The organism is Paenibacillus sp. CMM36 (assembly GCF_053570945.1).
Genome location: NZ_JBSEDY010000032.1, coordinates 1 through 22,291, shown reverse-complemented (window position 1 = coordinate 22,291; position 22,291 = coordinate 1). Strand labels below are relative to the sequence as shown.

At 41.9% G+C, this 22,291-nt stretch carries 19 protein-coding genes; 12 read left to right on the top strand and 7 right to left on the bottom strand.

What is annotated here, in order from left to right; genetic code table 11:
* From ACWA2B_RS27320 to ACWA2B_RS27310, 3 genes are all read right to left on the bottom strand, one after another.
* Positions 1-1,554 (bottom strand): hypothetical protein (locus ACWA2B_RS27320; protein ID WP_449292838.1); only part of this gene is annotated, 1,554 nt, incomplete at its 3' end.
* Positions 1,555-1,952: 398 nt separating this feature from the next.
* Entirely contained in the window at positions 1,953-2,453 is a 501-nt protein-coding gene (locus ACWA2B_RS27315) for a hypothetical protein (RefSeq protein ID WP_449292837.1), read from the bottom strand.
* A gap of 67 nt (positions 2,454-2,520) precedes the next feature.
* Positions 2,521-3,372, bottom strand: a complete 852-nt coding sequence (locus ACWA2B_RS27310; protein WP_449292836.1) for a hypothetical protein — start codon at positions 3,370-3,372, stop codon at positions 2,521-2,523.
* Between the two features lie 584 nt (positions 3,373-3,956).
* Here ACWA2B_RS27310 and ACWA2B_RS27305 point away from each other — a divergent pair.
* The 4 genes from ACWA2B_RS27305 (at position 3,957) to ACWA2B_RS27290 (ending at position 7,732) form a co-directional block, all read left to right on the top strand.
* A complete protein-coding gene (locus ACWA2B_RS27305; RefSeq protein ID WP_449292835.1) occupies positions 3,957-5,915 on the top strand; it encodes an ATP-dependent nuclease in 1,959 nt (652 codons plus the stop codon).
* A gap of 154 nt (positions 5,916-6,069) precedes the next feature.
* Complete coding sequence (locus ACWA2B_RS27300; RefSeq protein ID WP_069010468.1) at positions 6,070-6,873, top strand: hypothetical protein; 804 nt, start codon at positions 6,070-6,072, stop codon at positions 6,871-6,873.
* Between the two features lie 154 nt (positions 6,874-7,027).
* Positions 7,028-7,171: a hypothetical protein gene (locus tag ACWA2B_RS27295; protein WP_176715681.1), complete on the top strand. Its 144-nt coding sequence runs from the start codon at positions 7,028-7,030 to the stop codon at positions 7,169-7,171.
* A gap of 255 nt (positions 7,172-7,426) precedes the next feature.
* Entirely contained in the window at positions 7,427-7,732 is a 306-nt protein-coding gene (locus ACWA2B_RS27290; protein WP_318627462.1) for a hypothetical protein, read from the top strand.
* Between the two features lie 119 nt (positions 7,733-7,851).
* On the opposite strand, the gene ACWA2B_RS27285 is transcribed toward ACWA2B_RS27290, so the two are convergent.
* Complete coding sequence (locus ACWA2B_RS27285; RefSeq protein WP_449292834.1) at positions 7,852-7,977, bottom strand: hypothetical protein; 126 nt, start codon at positions 7,975-7,977, stop codon at positions 7,852-7,854.
* 157 nt (positions 7,978-8,134) lie between these two features.
* On the opposite strand from ACWA2B_RS27285, the gene ACWA2B_RS27280 reads away from it, so the two are divergent.
* The 6 genes from ACWA2B_RS27280 (at position 8,135) to ACWA2B_RS27255 (ending at position 15,582) form a co-directional block, all read left to right on the top strand.
* Positions 8,135-9,529 (top strand): TldD/PmbA family protein, encoded by a 1,395-nt coding sequence (locus tag ACWA2B_RS27280; protein ID WP_318627461.1) that lies wholly within the window; start codon positions 8,135-8,137, stop codon positions 9,527-9,529.
* A 2-nt stretch (positions 9,530-9,531) separates the two neighbouring features.
* The gene (locus tag ACWA2B_RS27275; RefSeq protein ID WP_449292833.1) at positions 9,532-10,875 is read left to right on the top strand and encodes a TldD/PmbA family protein; all 1,344 of its coding nucleotides are present in this window, start codon (positions 9,532-9,534) and stop codon (positions 10,873-10,875) included.
* Between the two features lie 216 nt (positions 10,876-11,091).
* Entirely contained in the window at positions 11,092-12,483 is a 1,392-nt protein-coding gene (thrC, locus tag ACWA2B_RS27270) for a threonine synthase (RefSeq protein WP_208332658.1), read from the top strand.
* 381 nt (positions 12,484-12,864) lie between these two features.
* The gene (gdhA, locus tag ACWA2B_RS27265) at positions 12,865-14,241 is read left to right on the top strand and encodes an NADP-specific glutamate dehydrogenase (protein ID WP_029515556.1); all 1,377 of its coding nucleotides are present in this window, start codon (positions 12,865-12,867) and stop codon (positions 14,239-14,241) included.
* 243 nt (positions 14,242-14,484) lie between these two features.
* Positions 14,485-14,877 carry a MarR family winged helix-turn-helix transcriptional regulator gene (locus ACWA2B_RS27260; protein WP_029515555.1) on the top strand — a complete coding sequence of 131 codons (393 nt, stop codon included), beginning with the start codon at positions 14,485-14,487 and terminating at the stop codon, positions 14,875-14,877.
* 51 nt (positions 14,878-14,928) lie between these two features.
* Positions 14,929-15,582, top strand: coding sequence for a nitroreductase family protein (locus ACWA2B_RS27255; protein ID WP_069010473.1), 654 nt, complete (start codon positions 14,929-14,931; stop codon positions 15,580-15,582).
* 143 nt (positions 15,583-15,725) lie between these two features.
* Here the strand turns inward: ACWA2B_RS27255 and ACWA2B_RS27250 are convergent, their stop codons facing one another.
* The 3 genes from ACWA2B_RS27250 to ACWA2B_RS27240 form a co-directional block, all read right to left on the bottom strand.
* Complete coding sequence (locus ACWA2B_RS27250) at positions 15,726-16,883, bottom strand: VanZ family protein (protein WP_165149694.1); 1,158 nt, start codon at positions 16,881-16,883, stop codon at positions 15,726-15,728.
* A gap of 7 nt (positions 16,884-16,890) precedes the next feature.
* A complete protein-coding gene (locus ACWA2B_RS27245) occupies positions 16,891-18,234 on the bottom strand; it encodes an amino acid permease (RefSeq protein WP_029515552.1) in 1,344 nt (447 codons plus the stop codon).
* Positions 18,235-18,528: 294 nt separating this feature from the next.
* On the bottom strand, positions 18,529-19,833 hold the full coding sequence (locus ACWA2B_RS27240) for a VWA domain-containing protein (RefSeq protein ID WP_069010475.1): 1,305 nt from the start codon (positions 19,831-19,833) through the stop codon (positions 18,529-18,531).
* A gap of 179 nt (positions 19,834-20,012) precedes the next feature.
* Between ACWA2B_RS27240 and ACWA2B_RS27235 the strand changes: the two genes are divergently transcribed.
* Complete coding sequence (locus ACWA2B_RS27235) at positions 20,013-22,007, top strand: ABC transporter substrate-binding protein (protein ID WP_449292832.1); 1,995 nt, start codon at positions 20,013-20,015, stop codon at positions 22,005-22,007.
* 97 nt (positions 22,008-22,104) lie between these two features.
* The coding region (locus tag ACWA2B_RS27230; RefSeq protein ID WP_449292831.1) for a hypothetical protein at positions 22,105-22,291 on the top strand (187 nt) is incomplete at its 3' end.

Below are 22,291 nucleotides of genomic sequence, written 5' to 3'. Positions count from 1 at the left end.
ATTGATTTTTGTTTGAAAGATATCTTCAAGTACTATTAAATTATTTTTTATTTCAATCATTTCATATGCTATTTCATTTATATAGTCAATTGTTTTACCGATATCTTTTTTTAATCCAAAGGTTGTGAATTTATATGTAATATCCTTACATTCAGATACAATTAGAACATCATTAATTACTGTAAGAATATCATATTCACAATTAAAACTGAATTTTTTACCTTTGTAATTAAAGTCTTTTGCATTAGTAAACACTTTATTGGTGTGAATTTTAAAAATATTTGACGCTGTTAAAACAGTTTCATTTTTAATATTGTTCTTAATAATATCTGAATTATCTTTTGTACACTCAGGAATCAGATTATACATCAATCTTGAACTTAATAATTGAACGCTGTTTATTAATAAGGGCAGAGAAAGTAAATATATAGATTGGCTAGAAATCTCAAGTTGTAATAAAGGTTTTTCTAAAAGTCTATATCTATATTTATCTAATGGATCTAAATATTCACTATGATCTGAGATTCTCAATGTTAAATAGTCTATTAAACACTCGGCCTCGTCTTCTTTGCATTTTGTAACATTCTGAACTAAAGACACTAAATTTATCTTAGAAAAGATATGAGCTAATCTTTTTTCTTTTTCAATACTATAAGACTCAAACTCTAATAGCGAATTCAGGTAATCAAAATCAAACCCTAAATTTTTTTTGAAATTATTTTTCAATTCATCTGCTATTTTGGGGAGATCTTCAAAAGGCATTTTAGTACGTTCATCAACAATTTCTTTTTTAAACTTATTTAAAACCTTGTGCCAGTTGTTATCTTCAAAAGAAATCACACCATTTATTATTTTAATATTTTTGTTTTGAAAGACTCTGCTCATTACCAATTCTCTTTGGGAAATTAAAGTAATAGCCGAGTAACTAAGGTAATACATTTGACGAAAAGCATCCCTATTAAAATTATAAAGGTGACTCTTTGATAATTTAGGCTTCATTATTAAAGCAAATAAATACTGAATGATAGCTTTATCAAGGCCTTGAATACTATCTATGTCATGATCCATAATGCCATTACTTGATTCAATTGCTTCCAGTAAACTAGATTCAAGAAGATTAATGCTTTTGATATTAACTAATTTCAAATCTCCACGTAAAATTAACCTTGTCCGTTGATGAAATTGAATTATATAGGAACTTAATACATATAGGTTTATAAGCATGTCTTCTTTATCAAATGTTTCAATTATTAGTAATAGCTTATCTGTTATTTGATTGATTAGCAAATTGAAAAAAATTTTTATATCTTTAGAAAGTATATCTAGGTTTAGCATTGCATTATACTCAAGTAATTCGTAAATTAGGGCATTATGTTTTTCTAATGGAATATTTTTATGATTCTTAGCAAATAAAATAAAATCTCCTGCTTTACTATATTGTACATGAGTTTCTATGAGATTGAGTGAGAATAAATCAAGGTACACAGTGTCTAGTTCACATTTCTCGATACTTTTCGATATGCTAATTAATTTATCAGTAAAATGTTTATTCATTTTCTCGGATCTCCTAATATGTAAAAGTAACAAAAAAATTATTAAAAAGGAACGAAGTTTAGTATTTATAGGTATCACTAGAATATTGGTTTTAAATTATTGTACTAGACATAAATGAAAGGAAAAAGTATTTTTATAATATATTCTTAATGTGTCACATTTCTAAACATTGACTTTATAAAGGTAAAATTGAGTTTTTTTTGAAATTTCCAATAGATAATTCATTGTTATTATTTAAGTATAAAAGAAGGTTGATTTTAGGTCTACATTTCATTTTGAAATGCAGACCAAGGTAGTGACATTGTTTAAGTACCAATTATATTGCTCAATTAAAATCTATTTTGAATAATTGCTAGAAGGCTACTATGGATACAGACGAACTATAAGGCATATTTCCATTATTTCAATGAAGCTTGGACTAGCCCTGGCTTGGACAATATAGCTAAAAGGTCAGTCTTTAATAAGTCACCTGATAAGTACATTGTCATGATCTCCATGAGTATCGGAGTAGATAACACAGTAATTTTTCGTTGTTTAGCATCTTTAATCATTTGTGGAGCAATTGGTTCACGCTTATCTGGTGCCTTCGAATATTGGTCATTCAAGATAAGTAAGGTTGCATATATCTCCCTGGCTGGAAATTCATCACGAAAAGTCTTAAGATTGTCTTGTACTTTATTTAACATGACTTTATTCAGCGAACGGCTGCCACCTTTAACTTCTATAGCAATTCGTTTACTATTAATGATTGCAATCAGATCAAAGAGTCGTGGCTTATTTTGAAGATCGCGCTTGAGGTCTAAGTCAGTAATTTGAGCTCCAAAAATTTCCTTGAAGGCTCGTTGAACAGCAACAACTAATCCTTCATCTGATTGAGTTAATAAATCGATAAATGTCATCATAATACTCTCTTGATTTTGAAGTTGATCTTCCTTGTATTTAAATTCCTGTAACAGTCGTTCCTTTTCAACTTTTAAAAGCAGTTTTTTTTTTGCTTAAGATATTTGGAGTATATGCTCCAGCCCAACGGTCAGGGAACCAGCCTGGTCGGAACTGAGGCAAAAATTCATTTAGAATATATGCAATGTAATGGCCTCTTTTTTCCGTATTCTTGATGTTTGGGAGCACAATCAATTCACTATTACCTTCCTGTAAAACGAAGGAAACAGCTTGGTTCTTAACATTAGTAAATAACGACTGGAAGTGCTTGGGATTCCTTTTCCTTCTAGTAAAGAAGGGCTTATTTTCTTGTTGAGGAGTAGTAAAGGCTACTTCCCATGCAAGATCTTTTTTGAATTTCTCATATAAATCCTTAACAGCACGATCAGAGTTGGAATAAGAAATGGAAATTGGACCTGTCTTTGGGGCAATATCAGTAATAGTAAGGAATTGGTGAACATTTAAAAGCCATGTGTAATTATGTTTTTTTTCCTCAGAACTCATATCGTGTTGCAATTCTCCTGCAATCACCACGACAGGAATACCCGCTTTTAGGGCCTCTTGGATTTTTGGCGAGAGTTCTCTTATTGCATAGCTACATTCATAAATTACTGCATCGGAGTTAAAATATACTATACTTTTCCGTTGCGGAGTTCCCATTTCTTTTTCTAAGTTCTGAAGCTGATCAATTCTTTCTACATTTTGGTTATCAGAAGCATTCATAAAATCAATTAGAATCATTTGAAATTCTTGAGGGGCAGGGATAGCTTCAAATCCTTGCCCATCGTAGCGTCGAACCAAACTTGAAGAAAACGCGTCAAATGACGGACTTAACTGTGCATTGGTCTTAGAATAAACGTCGAGAAGCCAGATTTTCATGCTTTCACCTCAAATTAAGCGTGTCATTGTTAAAAAGTGGAGCTCATATATATAATAATAGTAGCATACCTCCTAATTCAAAGTTCTACAATTCCTGTAAATGTGTAGCAGCGTTCAGTCAAATCCTAACAATAATTTCTAGTCTGTTGTATCCATCTTTATAGTACTTTATGGATGAATAATTGGATTTATAGTACAATTGGAACCTTACATGTAGTATAAAATTTCAAAGAGATAGTATAGGAAATATATATAATAAAAAGAAATATATCCCTTTTGTTGTCTCGACACATGTGGAGTGCGTGGTAGTAATATATCGAGATGAGAAGCAGTAATGCACGAGGGATTGGGGGTAATTTAAATATGTTCCTGCATTCAAGAAATCGCTTTAGGGTTGAGTGCGGGAACATATTTTATTTACATACAGAGGGCACACGAGAAGTCGATGGTAGTAAAATGCTGGAGGAAAAAATCGAGGAATTTTTGAAAAAATTATATTATTTTCTCAAGTTGTGCAGGAATATTTTGGATCACATCGAATTTCAAGATTAGGACTAAAGTAATGATTCGAGGAGGTCTAAAGTATGAATTTGCATTCTTTTAAAATCGAGGGATTCAGGAGGCATCTAAACACTCAAATAATGTTCTCTGATGCTACATTTCTAATTGGAGAGAACAATGTAGGAAAGAGTTCCGTATTAAAAGCATTGGAATATTTTCTAAGTGGTAAATCCAAGATATCAATTGATGATTTCTCTCGTACATTTGATAAAGAAGATAGTTTAGAATGTGTAATTGTAGAAAAAGTAGTTCTAACGGCTGAGTTTAGGAATCTTCCAGAAGAAGCAAATGATTGGAGAGGTTTTAAAGGTCGGCTTATACCATATGATATAGAACCTGGTTCAAATGAAACAGGGTTGAGTTGTGTTTATAGGAAGACATTTTTCCCTGATAAAGATTTTGCAGGTGAAATGAAAGAATATAAAAGAGAACTTAAGGCAGAATATATTTCTTGTAAAACACTGGCTGATTTTATCGAAGTAGGTCTGGATCAATCAATTGTGAATGAACTATTTCCTGATGAAAAGTTAACAAAGAAAATTGGACTAAAAGAAATTAATTTTCTAAAAGATAATAATGTTTCTGAAATTTTTGATGTGAATGAGTCCGAGGAAGATTGGTTCTTAAATCCTGGTGGGATAGCTGCTAACGTTCTTTCACGATTGCCTAAATTTTTGTTAATTCCAGCTCAAGATAAAGTGGACGAACTTTCTGGAACTAACGGAGCCCTCATTAAAACTCTAACTAGCTTATTTGATGATGTTAGGGATTCCTCTGAGAACTTTAAAAAAGCTCAAGAATATTTAACGTTATTAGCTGCCGAACTAGACCCAGAAGATGAAACTAGTGATTTTTCAATAATGTTAAAAGGTCTGAATAAGGTAGTGGGAGAAGTATTTCCAAATACCTTATTTGATGCAAGAGCAAATTTGTCCGATGCTAAAGAAATCCTAAAACCTAAATTTGATATTAAATTAGAAAGTAATATATCAACCAAAGTAGAACAACAAGGTACGGGAGTTATTCGATCTGCTGTGTTTGCCATGCTTAGATATCGCAGCATGCGAGAGAATGAGCGGAGTAGAAAAGAAAACTCCTCTGTGCGTCCCCTTTTTATTGCTTTTGAGGAACCTGAAATTTATCTACATCCTAAAGCAGCATTTCAGATGAGAGAAACCATTTATCAATTGGCCCAAGAACCTTTGAACCAAATTGTATGTACTACTCACTCGCCGTACATGATTGATTTATCCAAGAAATCCTCTCAGATTTTGAATAGTTTGCAGTTTAATGTAAAACAAGTTGATTATAAAGACAGAGAAAATAAAATAGAAGTGGAATCAATCACAGCTAACCCCTTCAATGTCACTAAAGCATTCAGAAATTTACAAGAAAATGATCAAAATTATGTTAAATTGTTACTTAAAATTGATGACTCCATTGCGAAAATCTTTTTTGCCCGGAATATTCTCATAATTGAGGGGGACACTGAAGACTTAGTCTTTAAAGAAACAATTAACCGGATGAACGAAGAACAAAGGAAAGATGTGGCTTATAGTTGGGAAATAGTTAAGGCAAGGGGCAAAGCAACAATTATTTCTCTTGTCAAGTATTTAAAGGCTATGGGATTTCGACCATATGTCGTTCATGACTTGGATACTGGGAAAGAACATGCCGAGAAATTTAACGTTCCAATCCAAGAAGCTGTTGGGGATACAACTCAGATATTTCCTCTAATAAATTGCATCGAAGACATATTAGGCTATCCTGCTCCATCAAGTAACAAACCTTTCAAGGCTCATGAGCATATACAAAAATCATGGGGACAGGACTGGGAGGGCATTACTGATGGTTGGAGAACAATTGTTGAAAGTATATTTTTTAATTCAAATGTTGTAAAAGAAGATAGGGATACTGCAATGTACGAGGTAGCGTCAGTTCAACAAGAAATAGCTCCTACAAACGATAATAAAAATGATTGATCTTATCTCATAGTACTTAGCCCCTCAAATAACAAGATGCTTTCCATGTAATTATACATTTATGATTTAAAAGATACTTCACAGAGCTCCGTAATATTTTCCAATAGTCCAACATGAATGATGAACAGATTATCTAAATGAGGAGCAATTTTAAATGCTTGATCAAATTTCTAAATCTTTAAGTGCTTTTGGCTATACTGGAGGAATTGTAGGACTACTTATCGCTTTGTTTGGGTTTATTTCTAAATTAAAGCCGATAACCTTGTTAACATCAACATTTACAGAAAAAATACTTTTAAGCAAAGAAAAAAGATTTATCGTAACAATAACAAATTTTTGTTTACAAACACTTTATGTTTCAATACTATTCTTCGCAACATTAGTGTATTCTTTTAATTTGAATCAAAAGTATTATATAGCTTTTAGTATCCTCTTGTTAGCAATTACTATGGTAGGAGTTATTCTAGTCATTTTAATCAATTTGTTTGAAAAAGTTAAAGTTTTTGTTAGATCAATAGTATTCAGCACAAAACCACTTACAAAAATACTAACTGCAATATTCTATCTCCTAGTTATTTTTTCCTATATTTCAGTTTTTCCTTACTATATGGGTTCTCATGCAGCAGCTTTATTAGTAGTAGATTTAAACAAAACTGAGCAGCAAACTTTGTTGCTAGGCGCACTTATGTTATCTATTTTATTGTCAGCATTTTTAGTCGGTGGAATAAAACTTATGTTTAGCACAATGAATGCTAATAGATATAATTTATATGGTAGAGCTCTATTTATACAAGAACAAGGAACACTTAAAAAGTGGTTTATTTATCATCCCACCAATAACCTGCACTTTATTCTAGGTGACACTCCTAATCCATCAGAATCTACTGTATATCGTTTTATAGAAACGACTGTTTTATTGAATGAAAAGATATATGTTTATAAAGCTGAAAATGCTTAATTACTTTAACAGTAAAATGATTATTAAAAAGGGCGGCAGAAAACCGTCCTTTTTAGTTTTATGAACTATGCGAACTTTGATGACTAATACTCTAAAAAGATGATAGACTTATTGTGGATCGTCATTTTTCTCCAGAAGACGAGGTGATTTGTACATGGCAATTATAGAAGAAGAAATAATCAATATTGGGCAAGAAGCTACAGATAATAACGAGTTGATTAGCTTGCTTCGTGCAATGAAGAAAGATGGTTTTGCACTTTTCATGCAACTAAAATATGGCCTGGTCGTTAAATACTAAACTTCAGCAAATGTGCTTAATTATCAGTGAACATAGAGATCAAGAAGATATTATTAAAGATATATTAGAAATAGTCGATTGTTGTAAAGAAGTTATCACGAATGCGGTACAATGTCTGTTCCTGATCAAAATGAATCTAGAAACAAAATCTTCGCGTGAAGCTAGAATAGCATTTAATTCTTCCAATATTACGTATCCACGTACCACATCGGTTATCATCCTTTGCTACACTTTAAATTAAAAGGAGATGATAATTTGGATACCCGACCTAAGATACTAAAGAACGTGGAACATACAAACTCATCTGAAAATACGACTAAAGAATACGAGAGCTTGGTACAGCAAGAAGACGAGCACATAGAAAGACTTAAAACATGCACAAAGCTCATTTGGGATGCGCTAACTATTATTTCTCAAAAGGCAAGTGTACTGCACATGGAAACCGTCAAAGAAGCAGCAGACCATCTTCATATCATGGAACTGGATTTACGAAGAGAACTGTTTAAGGTTCGTTTGAAAAAAAGTATTTTAGCGAACAAAATGAAGAAAACCCAAGCATAGCAGCGGAGGGGACGGAATCGTTCTATAAGAAGCGGAGCGTTCGCCTTTGAACCCGGATTTTAACCGCTAAAATATAATTAAAAAATCTGGGGACAACAGTGATCGGAAGAATGATCCGTCTACGTAGCGGCCTCATATGCACTTACTTGCTCAATCCACCCAGTAATCAAAACGCTCAAAAACCCGACATGACCCTTCATGGTCTGGTCGGGATTTCTCATTTCAATCCCTCCATTCCCGCGCATAAATCTTCACTCTCCCCGCAATCACCCTACGCCCAGATAGTTACACCCACTCCCAAGATCATGTATAGTAAAGTTATGGGAAATAAACATGAACCCGCATATGATCTTGATCGCTTAGACGTACAATATGAAACATGGCAAAACGAGGAGGAACGTGATGATACATCCAACACAGGTTCAGGATATGCTGCAAGCCGCGCTGGAGACGGGCGGGGATTTTGCAGAGGTGTTCGTCGAGGATCGTACGAATGGACAACTGGGCATGACCGGGGGCATCGTAGATACGGCGCTGTCGGGCCGGGATTTTGGGATTGGTATTCGGATCATGAAGGAACATTTTTCGGTGTATGCCTACACCAGCGATATGAGCGAACAGAGTCTGATCCGACTGGCCAAATCGGCTGCCAAGGCCATTCGTGGCGGTGGAGCGCCAGGTACACACACCATTACCCTTCATCCCCATGCGATCCCTAACCAACATCCGATTGCGATCATCCCTGACGGTTCACAGAAACGCGCCAAGATTGACATGATGAGGCGGGCGCATGAGGCGGCAAGCCAATATGATCCTTCCATCACGCAAACCTCTGTTGGGATTAGCAACTCGATCCAGAACGTCTTAATCGCCAATAGTAACGGGCTGCTGGTGGAGGATACCCGTACGTATACCCGCATGAGAATAAGCGCGATTGCGACTCATGGGGAGCATAGACAATCCGGGTTCCGTGGGCCGGGAGCGTATGCTGGGACTGAATTTCTGGAGAACCTGAATATCGAAGGAAATGCGAGACACGCCGCTCGGATTGCGTCCACAATGGTCAAAGCGGGATATGCGCCTAGTGGCAGACTGCCTGTCGTGATTGAGAATGGCTTCGGCGGCGTTCTTTTCCACGAGGCGTGTGGGCATGGGCTGGAATCTACGGCGGTGGCGCATGGAACTTCCGTGTTTGCCAATAAAATCGGGCAGCAGGTGGCTTCACCGCTCGTTACAGCTATAGATGATGGAACGATTCCGAATGCATGGGGTTCGCTCAATATCGATGACGAAGGGGCGCCAACACAGCGCAACGTACTGATCGAGAACGGTATTTTAAAAGGATATCTGATCGACCGCATGGGCTCGCGCCAGATGGGTGTACCTGCGACAGGATCGGGACGAAGACAGTCCTATAAATTCGCGCCTGCATCCCGTATGAACAATACGTTCATTGCGAATGGCGAGTCTACCCGTGAAGAGATCATTGCCAATACGGAGTACGGGATCTATGCCAAATCGCTGGGCGGTGGTTCGGTGAATACCTCGACGAGCGAGTTTAATTTTGCGGTTGAAGAGGCGTACATGATTCGCAACGGTAAAATTGCCGAGCCGGTCAAAGGCGCAACGTTGATCGGCAAAGGGATTGAAACCCTGCAAAATATTGATATGGTCGGCAACAATCTGGATCATGGTCAGGGGATGTGCGGCTCGGTTAGTGGAAGTCTTCCGGTGAACTGCGGACAACCGACGATTCGAGTATCCGAAATGACCGTCGGCGGACGAAAGGGGGAATAGCGATGAATATTCAGCAATTTCAGGAAGCGTTGTTCGCGAAAGGTCGGGAAATGGGCTACGCGGATATGGAAATCTACTATGTAAATGGAAGTTCTACCTCGGTGAAGGTACTGAAGGGAGAAATTGACCAATATACCATCGTTGAAAATGGCGGACTTTCCTTCCGTGGTGTCATTAACGGCAAAATGGGCTATGCCTCTACGGAGAAGCTGGAACCGGATGTGATCGACTTCTTATTGGAAGAAGCACTTAGCAACGCGGACATATTGGAGAGCGAGGAGCAGGATGAGCTGTTTGCAGGCTCTGAGAGCTACCCTGAGCAGCCTGCCTATGCCTCAACGCTTGCCGACACGGCTCCTGAGATTCTGATCGAAGCGGCGCTGGAAATGGAACGTACAGCGCTTGCCGCAGATCCACGGATCGTGATGGCTCGACATTGCTCGGTCAGCATTCGTGAGAATGAGGTCCTGATTGTGAATACCAAAGGACTGCACTGCCATCGTCGTAAAAGTCTGGCGACCGCTTATGTGTATGTGATTGCAGCAGACAACGACGAGACCGTTACCGGGGGCTGGCATGATTATTCCCTGCGGAGCGTGGAGGAAATCGATACTGCGGATGTGGCGCATAAAGCCGTAAAAGAGGCGGTTTCCAAGCTGGGTGCGCACACGATCCAATCGGATAACTATCCAGTCATTTTCCGTCATGATGCAGCAGCGCAATTGCTGGCTGCGTATACGTCGGTATTTTCTGCGGAGTCGGTGGATAAAGGCTTTTCACGCTTGGCTGGGAAACTGGGACAAAAGGTGGCAAGCGAACATATCACACTGATTGATGATCCGCTAATGGAGAATGTTCCGGCAGGCAGCACGTTTGACGCGGAAGGCAGTGCGACCCGCCGCAACGAGATCATCAAGGATGGAGAACTGCGGACGTATTTCCATAACCGCAAGACGGCCCGTAAGGCTGGGGTGGAGAGTACCTCTCATGCTTCCAAAGGCAGCTATAACGGTAAAATCGGGGTGTCGTATCATAATCTGTACGTGGCTCCAGGCGCGTCTTCGTTGGAAGACATGATTCGCAAGATGGATCGCGGGCTGATGATCGTTGAGCTGCAAGGGCTGCATGCAGGTACGAATACGGCGTCCGGTAATTTTTCGCTGGCTTGTCTGGGCTACTGGATTGAGCAGGGGCAAGTGGTCAGAGCGGTTAATCAAATTACCGTATCGGGCAACTTCTTTGACGTACTACAGCAGGTAGAGGAAGTGGGCAACGATTTGCGTTTTACAGGAAGCTGCACATCTCCTTCGCTCAAGCTGGCTGCACTCTCGATTTCAGGCTCCTAATGGCTGAAGCAGCCTGCTTTTTTTCAGACTTACGACCTGTTCCTGACGTTCTGATTGTCTAGCAATGATAGATGCCTGATGCATCGGGGTATGGTAAAGTAGGAGAAAGTCTTTAAAATATGAAAAAAAGGCTTGGTTACAGCACCGCGACAGGGTATTATAGACAATAATATATTCGAAAAAAGGTTCGAATTGAATTTTTATTGGGGGATGTATATGAGATATATAAGCACTAGAGGTCGAGTAGAAGCCAAGGGATTTATTGATACTGTGCTCATGGGGTTAGCTGACGATGGAGGTCTAATGGTACCGGAGCAGATTCCGACCGTGTCGGCAGCTACTTTGGAGCAATGGGCGACATTGAGCTACAGAGAGCTGCTGCTGGAAGTTTTTGCGCTGTATATCAATGATGAGATTCCTCGTGAAGATTTGGAGCAGCTGGTAGAGCGCAGTTATGCAAGCTTCCGCCATCCAGAAGTTACGCCAGTGAAGAAGATCAACGATTCCCTATCTATTTTGGAGCTGTTCCACGGGCCTACGTTCGCGTTCAAGGATGTGGCGCTACAATTCATGGGGGAATTTTATTCCTACGTGTCCAAAAAGCAGAATGAAATCATTCACATTTTGGGTGCAACCTCGGGCGATACCGGGGCAGCAGCGATTCAGGGCGTGCGCGGCAAGGAAGGAATTAAAATCTGTATTTTGCACCCACACCAAAAGGTGAGCAAGGTACAAGAGCTGCAAATGACGACGGTAGACGATGAGAATGTACTGAATCTGTCCGTAAAAGGGAACTTTGATGATTGTCAAAAGGTCATTAAGGACCTGTTTGCCGATCTGGATTTCAAAGCCAAACATCATTTGCGGGCGATTAACTCAATTAACTTTGTGCGCATTTTGGCGCAAACCGTATATTACTTCTATGCTTATTTCCGGGCACAGGAGTCTGCGGGTACGAAGAAGATCAATGTCAGCGTGCCATCCGGCAACTTTGGCAATATCTTTTCCGGCTTTCTTGCGAAGAAAATGGGTCTGCCCATCCATAAGCTGATCATTGCCACGAACGAAAATAATATTTTGGAGCGCTTCGTGAAGACTGGCGAATACCAACCGGGCGATTTCAAAAGCACATACAGTCCTTCCATGGACATTCAGGTGGCAAGCAATTTCGAAAGATACCTGTACTACTTCCTCGGGGAGGATGCGGCCAAGGTATCTGAATACATGGATAAGCTCAAAACCGAGGGACGGATTGTGATCGGTGCAGAGGATTTGAAGCGTGTCCAGCAGGATTTTGAAGCGCTGGGTGCTTCGAATGAGCAGTGTCTGGAGCTGATCAAAAAATACAAAGCCGAGTACGATTATTTGCTGGATCCGCATACAGCTTGCGGTATTGCCGCGTATGAGGCGTATAATAGCGCGGACGAAGTATGTGTGACCTTTGCGACAGCGCATCCAGCCAAATTTGATGAGGCCATTCGTCTGGTAGATATCAAGCAGGAGTTCCCGGCACAAATTGAACAATTGTTCTCGAAATCGCAGCATCAGCAGGTGGTAGAGCATGACGAAGCAGAAATTGTGCGTCAGCTTGAAGCCTTTTATGTGTAACAGAATGGGAAAAGAGGCTACGCCCTGTGCGCAGCCTCCTTTTTTATATCCATATTTTCCAGATATGATGTATGTATTAGTTTGAATTTGTTCACATTATAATGCCATATAGAGTAAGGTGTTGGGGCCTTAGAAATCGTGGAAAAAGCCCGTAAATCAAGGGATTTAGCTTCAGGAAACTAACAGGCAATGAGAGGTTCATAGAGTTATTTAATGAAGGATACAAAAATCTTTTATAGGCGAATTTGCTGTATTATTATAAAAAATCATGTATAGTTAACTAAATTTTATGAATACATAAGGTTCCACTCTCGAAGGTGCAGAATCAAGTCGTTCCGTCATTTAACAGAGGGGCTAATTATAAAAGGGGTGTATTAAGTAATGACCATGATCCGTCCAGAGCAGAGTCAACAAGCAGCAGCCGAATATGTGCAGTCCGTTTTTGAGAAGGTTATCGCGCGCAATCCTCATGAGAATGAATTCCATCAGGCCGTCAAGGAAATATTGGATTCACTAATTCCGGTATTGGCTAAGCATCCTAAGTATATGCAGCAGGGGCTTCTGGAACGGCTAGTGGAGCCGGAGCGAGTCATTACCTTCCGTGTACCTTGGGTGGATGATGCGGGGGTTGTACAGGTCAACCGTGGCTTCCGTGTGCAGTTTAACAGTGCGATAGGGCCTTATAAAGGTGGACTTCGCTTCCATCCGTCTGTCTATCTGGGAATCGTCAAGTTTTTGGGTTTTGAGCAGATTTTCAAAAATGCATTGACGGGTCTTCCCATTGGTGGTGGTAAAGGCGGCTCAGATTTTGATCCCAAAGGGAAATCAGATAACGAAGTGATGCGTTTTACACAAAGCTTCATGACGGAGTTGTATAAATATATTGGTCCGGATGCCGACGTTCCGGCAGGGGATATTGGCGTAGGTGGCCGCGAGATCGGTTACATGTTCGGACAATACAAACGGATTCGCGGAGGACATGAAGGCGGTGTCCTGACGGGCAAAGGGATTCATTACGGAGGCAGTCTCACACGTACGGAAGCGACCGGTTACGGTTGTGTGTATTTTGTAAACGAGATGCTGCAGGCTCAGGGATCGTCCTTTGAAGGAAAGCGCGTCGTCGTGTCGGGATCGGGGAATGTATCCATTTATGCGATTGAAAAAGCACAGCAGCTCGGTGCTACAGTCGTGGCATGTAGTGACTCGAATGGCTACATCTATGATCCAGACGGTATCGATCTGCAGCTGGTGAAGCAGCTGAAAGAAGTGAACCGTCTGCGGATTAGCGAGTATACGCAAGAGCGTCCAGGCGCAATCTATACAGAAGGCTGTTCGGGGATCTGGTCGATCCCATGCGACATCGCACTGCCATGCGCCACTCAGAATGAAATTGACGAGCAAGCAGCTCAGTTGCTGGTAAGCAATGGCGTAGAAGCTATAGGCGAAGGTGCCAATATGCCATCCTCGTTACAGGCCATTGAAGTGTTTTTGGACAATGGAGTTCTGTTTGGGCCAGCCAAGGCTGCCAATGCAGGCGGAGTAGCCGTGTCGGCGCTCGAAATGTCACAAAACAGCATGCGTCTGTCTTGGACCTTTGAGGAAGTGGATGCCAAGCTGCATGATATTATGAAAAATATCTATGCTAACAGCGTAAAGGCGGCTGAGGAATACGGTGTGCCGGGCAATCTGGTTGTCGGAGCCAATATCGCAGGATTTGTGCGTGTGGCTGACGCAATGCTGTCTCACGGGATTATTTAGCACAACGGAACATAATAAAGTTGAATTGAAGCTGAGCGGCTCTTGTGCGAGTCGCTCAGCTTTTATTTGCAAAGAGCACTTTATTTTTCTCAGGGACTTGATTTATTTTTAATGAGGATGTATATTACTTGATAGATCAATAATTGATAGATCAAAGGTCGGATCATGAAGCCCAGCGATATGCTTAAGGGAGGAGAGATTGATATCACCCAGACACCATCCGAGCCTGAGTATATTTTTGACATGCTGTTGTTGCTGAACAAGCAGATTAGCTCCAAGTTTGAGCGTTGTGCAGGAGTCAGCGCATCCAGATTGCAACTATTGTGCAAGTTGTATCAAGTGAAGGAAATCAGTCAAACTCTGCTGCAAAAAGAGGTTGGCATTGACGCTGCAGCCGTAACACGCCATTTGAAACAACTGGAAGCGACAGAAATGGTCACTCGACGCACAAAGCCAGAGGACAACAGGGTTACCTTGGTAAGCCTGACCGATTATGGGCGTGCACGCATTGTCATCTTTAAGCAGGAGCGTTCACAGTTTGTAGCTCAGATGCTACAGAGCTTCGACGAGACCCAGCGGCACCAGCTAGCTGATATGCTGCAAGTGATGAATAGTCATATATCCGATATGGACTGACAACATTTTTTTAACATTACTATACCCACAGAGGGATAAGGAGAGATTGGAATGAATAATACGAATACATCCAGTACTGTAAAAACGAATGATTTTAAAGAAATCGCCCTGGGACGCCGTTCGGTAAAAGTATACGATCCGTCCGTGAAGATCAGCCGTGAGGAAATGACTGAGATTTTGACAGAAGCTACACGCGCACCATCTTCCATTAACCTGCAACCTTGGCGTTTCCTCGTCATTGACAGCCCTGAAGGTAAAGCCACACTGGCACCATTGGCCCGTTTCAACCAACGTCAAGTGGAGACATCTTCGGCAGTGATCGCTGTGTTTGGAGATTTGAACAACTTTGATAATTTCGAACAAATTTTCGGAGAAGCTGTAGAACTGGGCTATATGCCAAAAGACATTAAAGAAATGCAACAGGAAAAAGTAGCAGCTCACTTTGCAGCGCTTGATCCCGTTGTGAACAAAGAAACGGTCCTGATCGACGGTGGTTTGGTATCCATGCAGCTTATGCTGGTGGCGCGCGCTCATGGATACGACACCAACGCTATCGGCGGTTATGAGAAGGATCAAATTGCTGAAGCCTTTGGTCTGGACAAAGATCGTTATGTCCCTGTTATGCTCATTTCCATGGGTAAAGGAATCAACGATGGTCATCCTTCCACACGTTTACCTATTGATCAAATTGCACAGTGGAAATAAGTTAAGTTATATCTATATGCAACATAAAAATATACGCAAAATAAAAACAGGCGGAGCAAAGGCACATCCCTTTGCTTCGCCTGTTTTTTTATTCGCCAGGATGCAATGCAGATCCGGGGCTTGATGACGTGTCGATCCTCTGGTTATTTTTGTACTATATTCGCTCCCGACGTCTGTGTTGGGTCAGCGGGGTCATTCTGAGTAGGATGGTAGCGCTTGGGCCATATAATCTGGTGCGAAGTATGACTAAGCTCCTCATAAAATAACGGTGCTTTCTTGAATAGGCGTATGACTAGATGGAAAAAGAACCATCCGTTCATCACCAACAGCACAAGGCTGATCATAACATTTATCCAAGGAGACAGATGAGATCCCAGTACAGATCCACCTAGTACGTAATTAAGTCCAAAATACAACCAATACAAGAGACTGTAGCGCTTAATGAGCTCCCACAGGGCAACTCTTTTTCCTCTCCCTATCAGATGAATGCGTACCAGCCACTTCCCCGGAGTTCGTCCATTTGTCAGGTAAGGAACCACCATAAAGTAAATTCCACTGGAAACCCAGAAAGCAGCAGATACATGCATGGACTCCATAATGCTGAGCAACCCTGCCCAAAGGATAGAATCCACGAAAAAGGCAACACCCCGTCGGGTATAGGACACCCGTTTGGTCGTAATGTCCAAATGCTTGTCCAGATGCTCCAAGCGAGGCAGGAAGCGTGAAAACCATTCGCCTAATAGAAAGCCTAGCATACCGCCCAATGTATTAGCCAGCAGATCGTCCACATCGAATACACGATACGCATGGTCAAAAAATCCATATAATCCTGTCAGCTGTGTCACCTCAAAGAAGAGGGACAGGGTGAAAGACAGAATCAGACACCATCCCCATCGTGCACGGAAATAATAACGTAAGAACATACCGAAAGGCATGGTCATCACAACGTTAAAAACGACTTGTAGAAAGGCACGCTCCTTCAGCAAATGAACATAGCTGGAGGGATGAGCGGGTGAGACGGATGTTTCTCTTATAATGTCTTGAACGAACTGCAAGGGCATTAACTGCAACGCTCCCCCGGTTAATGCAGCATTATGACGCGATGCCGGAAGCGGTAATATGACCAGAAAGAAGGCGTTCATCAAGTATAAAAGCATCAGGTAAAGCAGCCATGCTCTAGCCTTGTGAATATAGCCATGCCTGCGATATTGCACGATTAGGAAAGGCAGTGTGAACAATAACGCAGCAAAAGGAAACGCAAGAAAGGCATATGAAACAGGAAATAAGTACGATTGAATCATATGCTGCTTACGCCTGCTTTCTCCGGAACTTCACCAAAGACCAAATGACCAGAAATACCATGAAAGCCACGCACACGCTAATGCTGATGCGATTTTGCGGGTCAAGCAAGAATAGAACCGCGATTATCCATAGGCATCCCACTGTAATCGCCGTTACATAAGGGAATCCCCATATCTTGAAAGTAGGCTCCACTGGATAAGATTTGCGCAATTTCAATTGGGACAGACAAATGCAGCTCCAGACGAGCAGCACGACGAAGCCCGGCACAGCCATCAAAATACGGAAAAGCCCGTCCTGAGCGATATAAGCAACCATGGAACCGACAATCAGGATTACAGCACACAATTTGAGACTATTCACTGGAACCCCATTGGAAGACAGGCGGGCAAGTGACTTGGGGCCTTCTCCATTGACAGCCAGCGAATGGAGCATACGTGTAGCCCCATAAATTCCCGAATTGGCGGCAGACAGTACAGCAGTGATCAGAATAAAGTTCATGACATGAGCCGAGCCTTGAAGCCCTACAGAAGACAATACCTGTACAAACGGGCTGGTATTCGCATCCAGTTGGTTCCAGGGAATCAAGCCACAAATGATGAGAATTGGCAACGTATAGAACAAAACAACGCGAAGAATAAAGCTTTTAACCACTCTAGGCAGTACTTTTTCCGGATTTTCTGTTTCCGTCAACGTCAGTCCAATCAGCTCGGACCCTCCGTATGAAAAGGTTACGACCAGCAGCGCTGAAAAGATAGCCAACCAGCCATTGGGTAGAAATCCGCCGTGCTGCGCGTAGTTGCTTAGATAAGGTGGAGTTTCAGTGGGAATAATCCCGAACAGTATACAGCCACCTAAGGCGATGAAGATAATAATCATGGCAATCTTAATACCTGCAAGCCAAAATTCCAGTTCCCCAAATCCGCCGACACTCAGCATGTTGACGACAATAATGAAAGCCGCACTGACTAAACTGAGTACCCATAGAGGGACATCTGGCAACCAATATTGCAGGAAGCTACCCGCAGCAATGACCTCAATGATACAGACGGCCAGCCACATGAAGCAATACAACCAGCCGATAATAAAGGACAGTCGTTCTCCAAAAGCTTTGCGAATAAAATCCTTCATATTCATGTTGGGATAGACGGTAGCCATCTCGGCAATTGCGCCCATAACGACCAAGAGCAGGAGTCCTGCGAAGACATAGGATAAAATAACTCCTGGTCCCGCCAAGCTAATCGTTTCGGTGCTTCCTTTAAAAATACCCGTCCCGATGACTCCGCCCATAGCCATAAAGGTAATATGCCGTGGGAGCAGCTTTTTGTGCAAAGTGGGTTCATTTGATTTCAATATGAAATCCTCCTTCATATAGTGTATAGCTTCAGCATAGCCCAAACAGGGTTACTTCAATTAGACTTATACTACATGAAAATATCCAATTAGGAAATGAAAGAAATAGGATATGGTAGGGAGATTGAAATCGATAGAGGACAAACTGAAGATAACAGAGGCAGAATGCTGGCGCTGAGGATTGCTTTATCAGCGATCATTGTGCCTCTTATTGCTCTACTTGGTGATATTTAAGTGATCACGCAGGGGGCATGAGGGCGTTAATCTGGTGCAGTATTGGCGTTACGGCGGGAACTAGCTCCGCAATATTCCTTTAGCCCGTACTTGCTTGAGCCAACTAGGAAACTCATTCAGCAGACGGTCGTACAATTCTGCATCTGTCACGGAGTCAATGTCATCCAAGGCAAAGAAATCTGCATTATCTACTACGCGGCCGCGCATCTTATCCAACTTTCGAAGAATTCCGTAATCGGCTTTACCAAGACCTACAAATTGCCAGAAAATCGGAGTGCTTGAGCTTTTAATCAGCAGCTGTTCTATTTTTTTTTGTTCATAAATACCTCCATCACTAAAAAAGATAATGTAGGTCGGGATCATGTCGTTGGGATCTTCTTTTGTGTATTTAAGTATGATATCCTTCATGACTTCTGGCTCGTTATTGCCCCACCCCAGCTCACTATCTTCACTAGGCTCAGCATAATTCCTATGAATGTAATTCTCGAAATTCCTCTCTGTGACGCTTGGAGCACGTTTGGCTTTGTCCGCAAAAAACCATACATCCATTTCACCATCGTCATCCATACAGGCGGCTACAGCCAACACACGTTCGCAGGCTTTTTGCACAGTCCCACCCGTGTACAATTTGAACATAGAAATAGAAGCATCGAATACAACCGCTACACGTGCTTTTTCACGGTCTATTTTTTTCTTTTTCAGTGAAAATTGTACATTCTGCTTGTGCAGATTAATTCTTGCGTTAATGGGGGCAGTCTCTTTTCCGCCAGCTTTAGCACCTACCGCGCTTAAGATCGCCGATGTAGGGATGTTCATCTGAACGGTATCCACTGGCGATTCCGTTTCCTCCACGGTCACACCATGAGCTTCGGCAAGCGGCTTTAGTCCTCCGTTGAAACCACGCCCAACTGCGCGAAGCTTGAAGCCAGACGTATGACGATACACTTCTGCCAGCACAAGCGATGTCTCACTGGTGGCTTCGGTGATGCTGTAGGTGATATGGGATTGCTTGCCTTGAGCAGTAACTGAGCAGCCGACCACATCGGCAAAAGTACCTGGGCCGTCCAGTGTGGCCGCAAACACACATTTTTCCACCCCGGTTCGTTCCAGTTCCTGGAGCGCTACAGTAAACTCAGTGGTTCTGTCATTTGGACGCTGTAACCGTACATGGCCGTGCGGGTCAGCGGGTTGATTGTAAAAAACGAAATAGTCATCTGAGGAAACCTTTCCGTCTGCTCCTACCATAAAACAGCTAACATCCAGTTCGGCAGGTGCATGCTTCCATGTAATGGTGACCCGCACTGTATCTTCCTTACCGAATGGTGCATTAGCTCCTGTACTCAATGCAACGTTGGGACCGCTCATGCTGTCAAACCCCCTATGTATTTTAAATCTTGTATTATACAAATTGTACCATGGAAATGGTATATTCACTTTGTTTCGTGCAGGAATATTTGTCTCATGGTAGACGCAGTAAAAGATGATATATAATGAGGTTGGTTTGGATACAAAGTATGATATTTATGAAGCGGAGGCCTTGACAAGTGAAGCAGGACCGGAAAAAGCAGACAGGTTCCCACACCGGGACGAGTAAGGAGCATGAGGCTGACGAGCTGAACGAGCTGCTGTCCTTATGGCTCCACTCGTCGATCCGTGTCATGGATGTCCGGCATATTCGACTGGAGCCAGAAGAGTTGCTTCAACCGTATCGTCTTCCAGCGCAGGCTTTTGTATTTGTATTGCAGGGTAGCGTGCGTTTGGATGGTGATTGGAAGGATACGCCACATTCAGGGTACGTACTGCATGGCAGCAAAGGCTTTGTACTGAATATAAAGCCCTCACCATGCGGGATAGAATATATCCTTGTACTATATAAAGCGACTTCTCTATCAGGACATACGGTGTATAATCATCCTTCGATAGCTCATGGTTTTGTACCGCCTTATCCGGTTATTCTGTATCAAAAACTGCAACTACTGAAGTACGCATGGCAGGATCAAGAGGCGCTATCCAAGATTCAGGCTCAGGGTCGGTTCTATGATTTTGCATATGAATGTATGAGGCAATTGCAGGAACCGAAGGCTCGAACTTCTGCGCGGGATATCGTGACACAGGCCATTCGATTTATGCAGGATTGTTACGCGGAGTCCATTACGCTGGAACGTTTGGCCGGATTATTGGAATGTAGTCCGCGACACCTGACCCGGTTATTTAAAAAACAAACAGACTGTAGCCCGATTACGTACTTGATTCAACTGCGAATGGACAAGGCGAAGGAGCTTTTGCGGAAGACGGATGCCACTTTGCAGGATATTGCTGTCAGTGTGGGGTACCCGGATGTCTATTTCTTTAGCCGGGCATTCAAAAAATATACTGGCGTATCCCCGGTTCACTATCGGGACAGCCTATATTCACCTGCTTTTATGGGAGATACACGTCTAGATAATCCATTGAGCATGTCCGAATGTTCCATTGATTCGATAAGTGGCGCCCTGCATACTGGTATTGAGGATAATAATCATTATCAAAATTATGGTGAAGGGATTTTACGAATGAATAGAAACGCAAAGCATTCCATGGCATTTATTTTATTGCTTAGTTTTACCCTGCTGCTCAGCGCGTGCTCAGACACATCCAGTCCTACGGCAACCGATGGTGCTTCGCAAGGGAACAATAATACATCAGCGGAACCAACATCACAGGAAAGGGTGCTGAAGGATGCACTCGGGCATGAGGTGAAGATTCCGGCTCAGCCTCAACGTGTGATCGCTTCTTATCTGGAGGATCATCTGGTGGCGTTGGGTGTTAAACCGGTAGCCCAATGGTCGGTGGGTAAAAATTCAGTTCAAGCTTACCTGCAAAAAGAACTGAAGGATGTTCCTACCATCGCTTCAGATCTTCCGTTTGAGGCGGTTCTGAACTTCAAGCCTGATTTAATCATTATGGACAGTGCGAGCATGGTGGAAGGCGACAAATATAATCAATACTCTAAAATTGCTCCAACCTACGTGGTAGGCAGTAATATGAACAATGATTGGCGTCAAGAACTGCTGACCGTGGGTGAGGTGCTGAATAAGAGCAATGAAGCGAAGCAGGCATTGAGCAACTACGACAAAAAAGCAGCAGAGGCTAAAGCCAAGCTGAGTCAGACGGTGGGACAAAAAACTGCGGCGGCATTATGGGTAACGGATAAAAACGTGTATGTCGTAAACCAGAATCTATCCAGCGGTGATGTATTGTATAAGGATTTGGGATTCAAGATTCCACAAGTCGTACAGGAGATTTCCAAAACGGCTAAGGCGAACTGGAGTAATTTATCGCTGGAGAAGCTGGCCGAGCTGGATGCGGATTATGTCTTTATCGTGAACAGCAAAAACGTAAGTAAAGAAGATATTGTAAAAGATCCTGTATGGGCGGGAATTCCAGCCGTTAAAGAAGGCCATGTATACGATTTTGGCAAGGATTCCAGCTGGTTGTATACAGGTACAATTGCAAATAGTCAAATGATTGACGATGTTCTGAAAAATGTAACTAAGTAATGTAACTCAATAAACTAGATTATAATAAAACAGCGCTATTCTCACTTAACGGCAGAAGCCACAGTAGGAGAGCGCTGTTTTGTCTTTTTAATTCCGTATGAACTCTTGCCGTGCAACCCGGTTTTATAATAAAAGATGTCTGCATAGAGCAGACATCCAGATTGTCGAGAAACCCCGTCATTTTGAGACGTGGGTTTCTTTTTCACATCATAATGCTCTGGTCTCTGGAGAAGCAGGGGGGGTTACCCCTGTTTCTCCAGGCGATCTAGGTGGATCGCCATCTT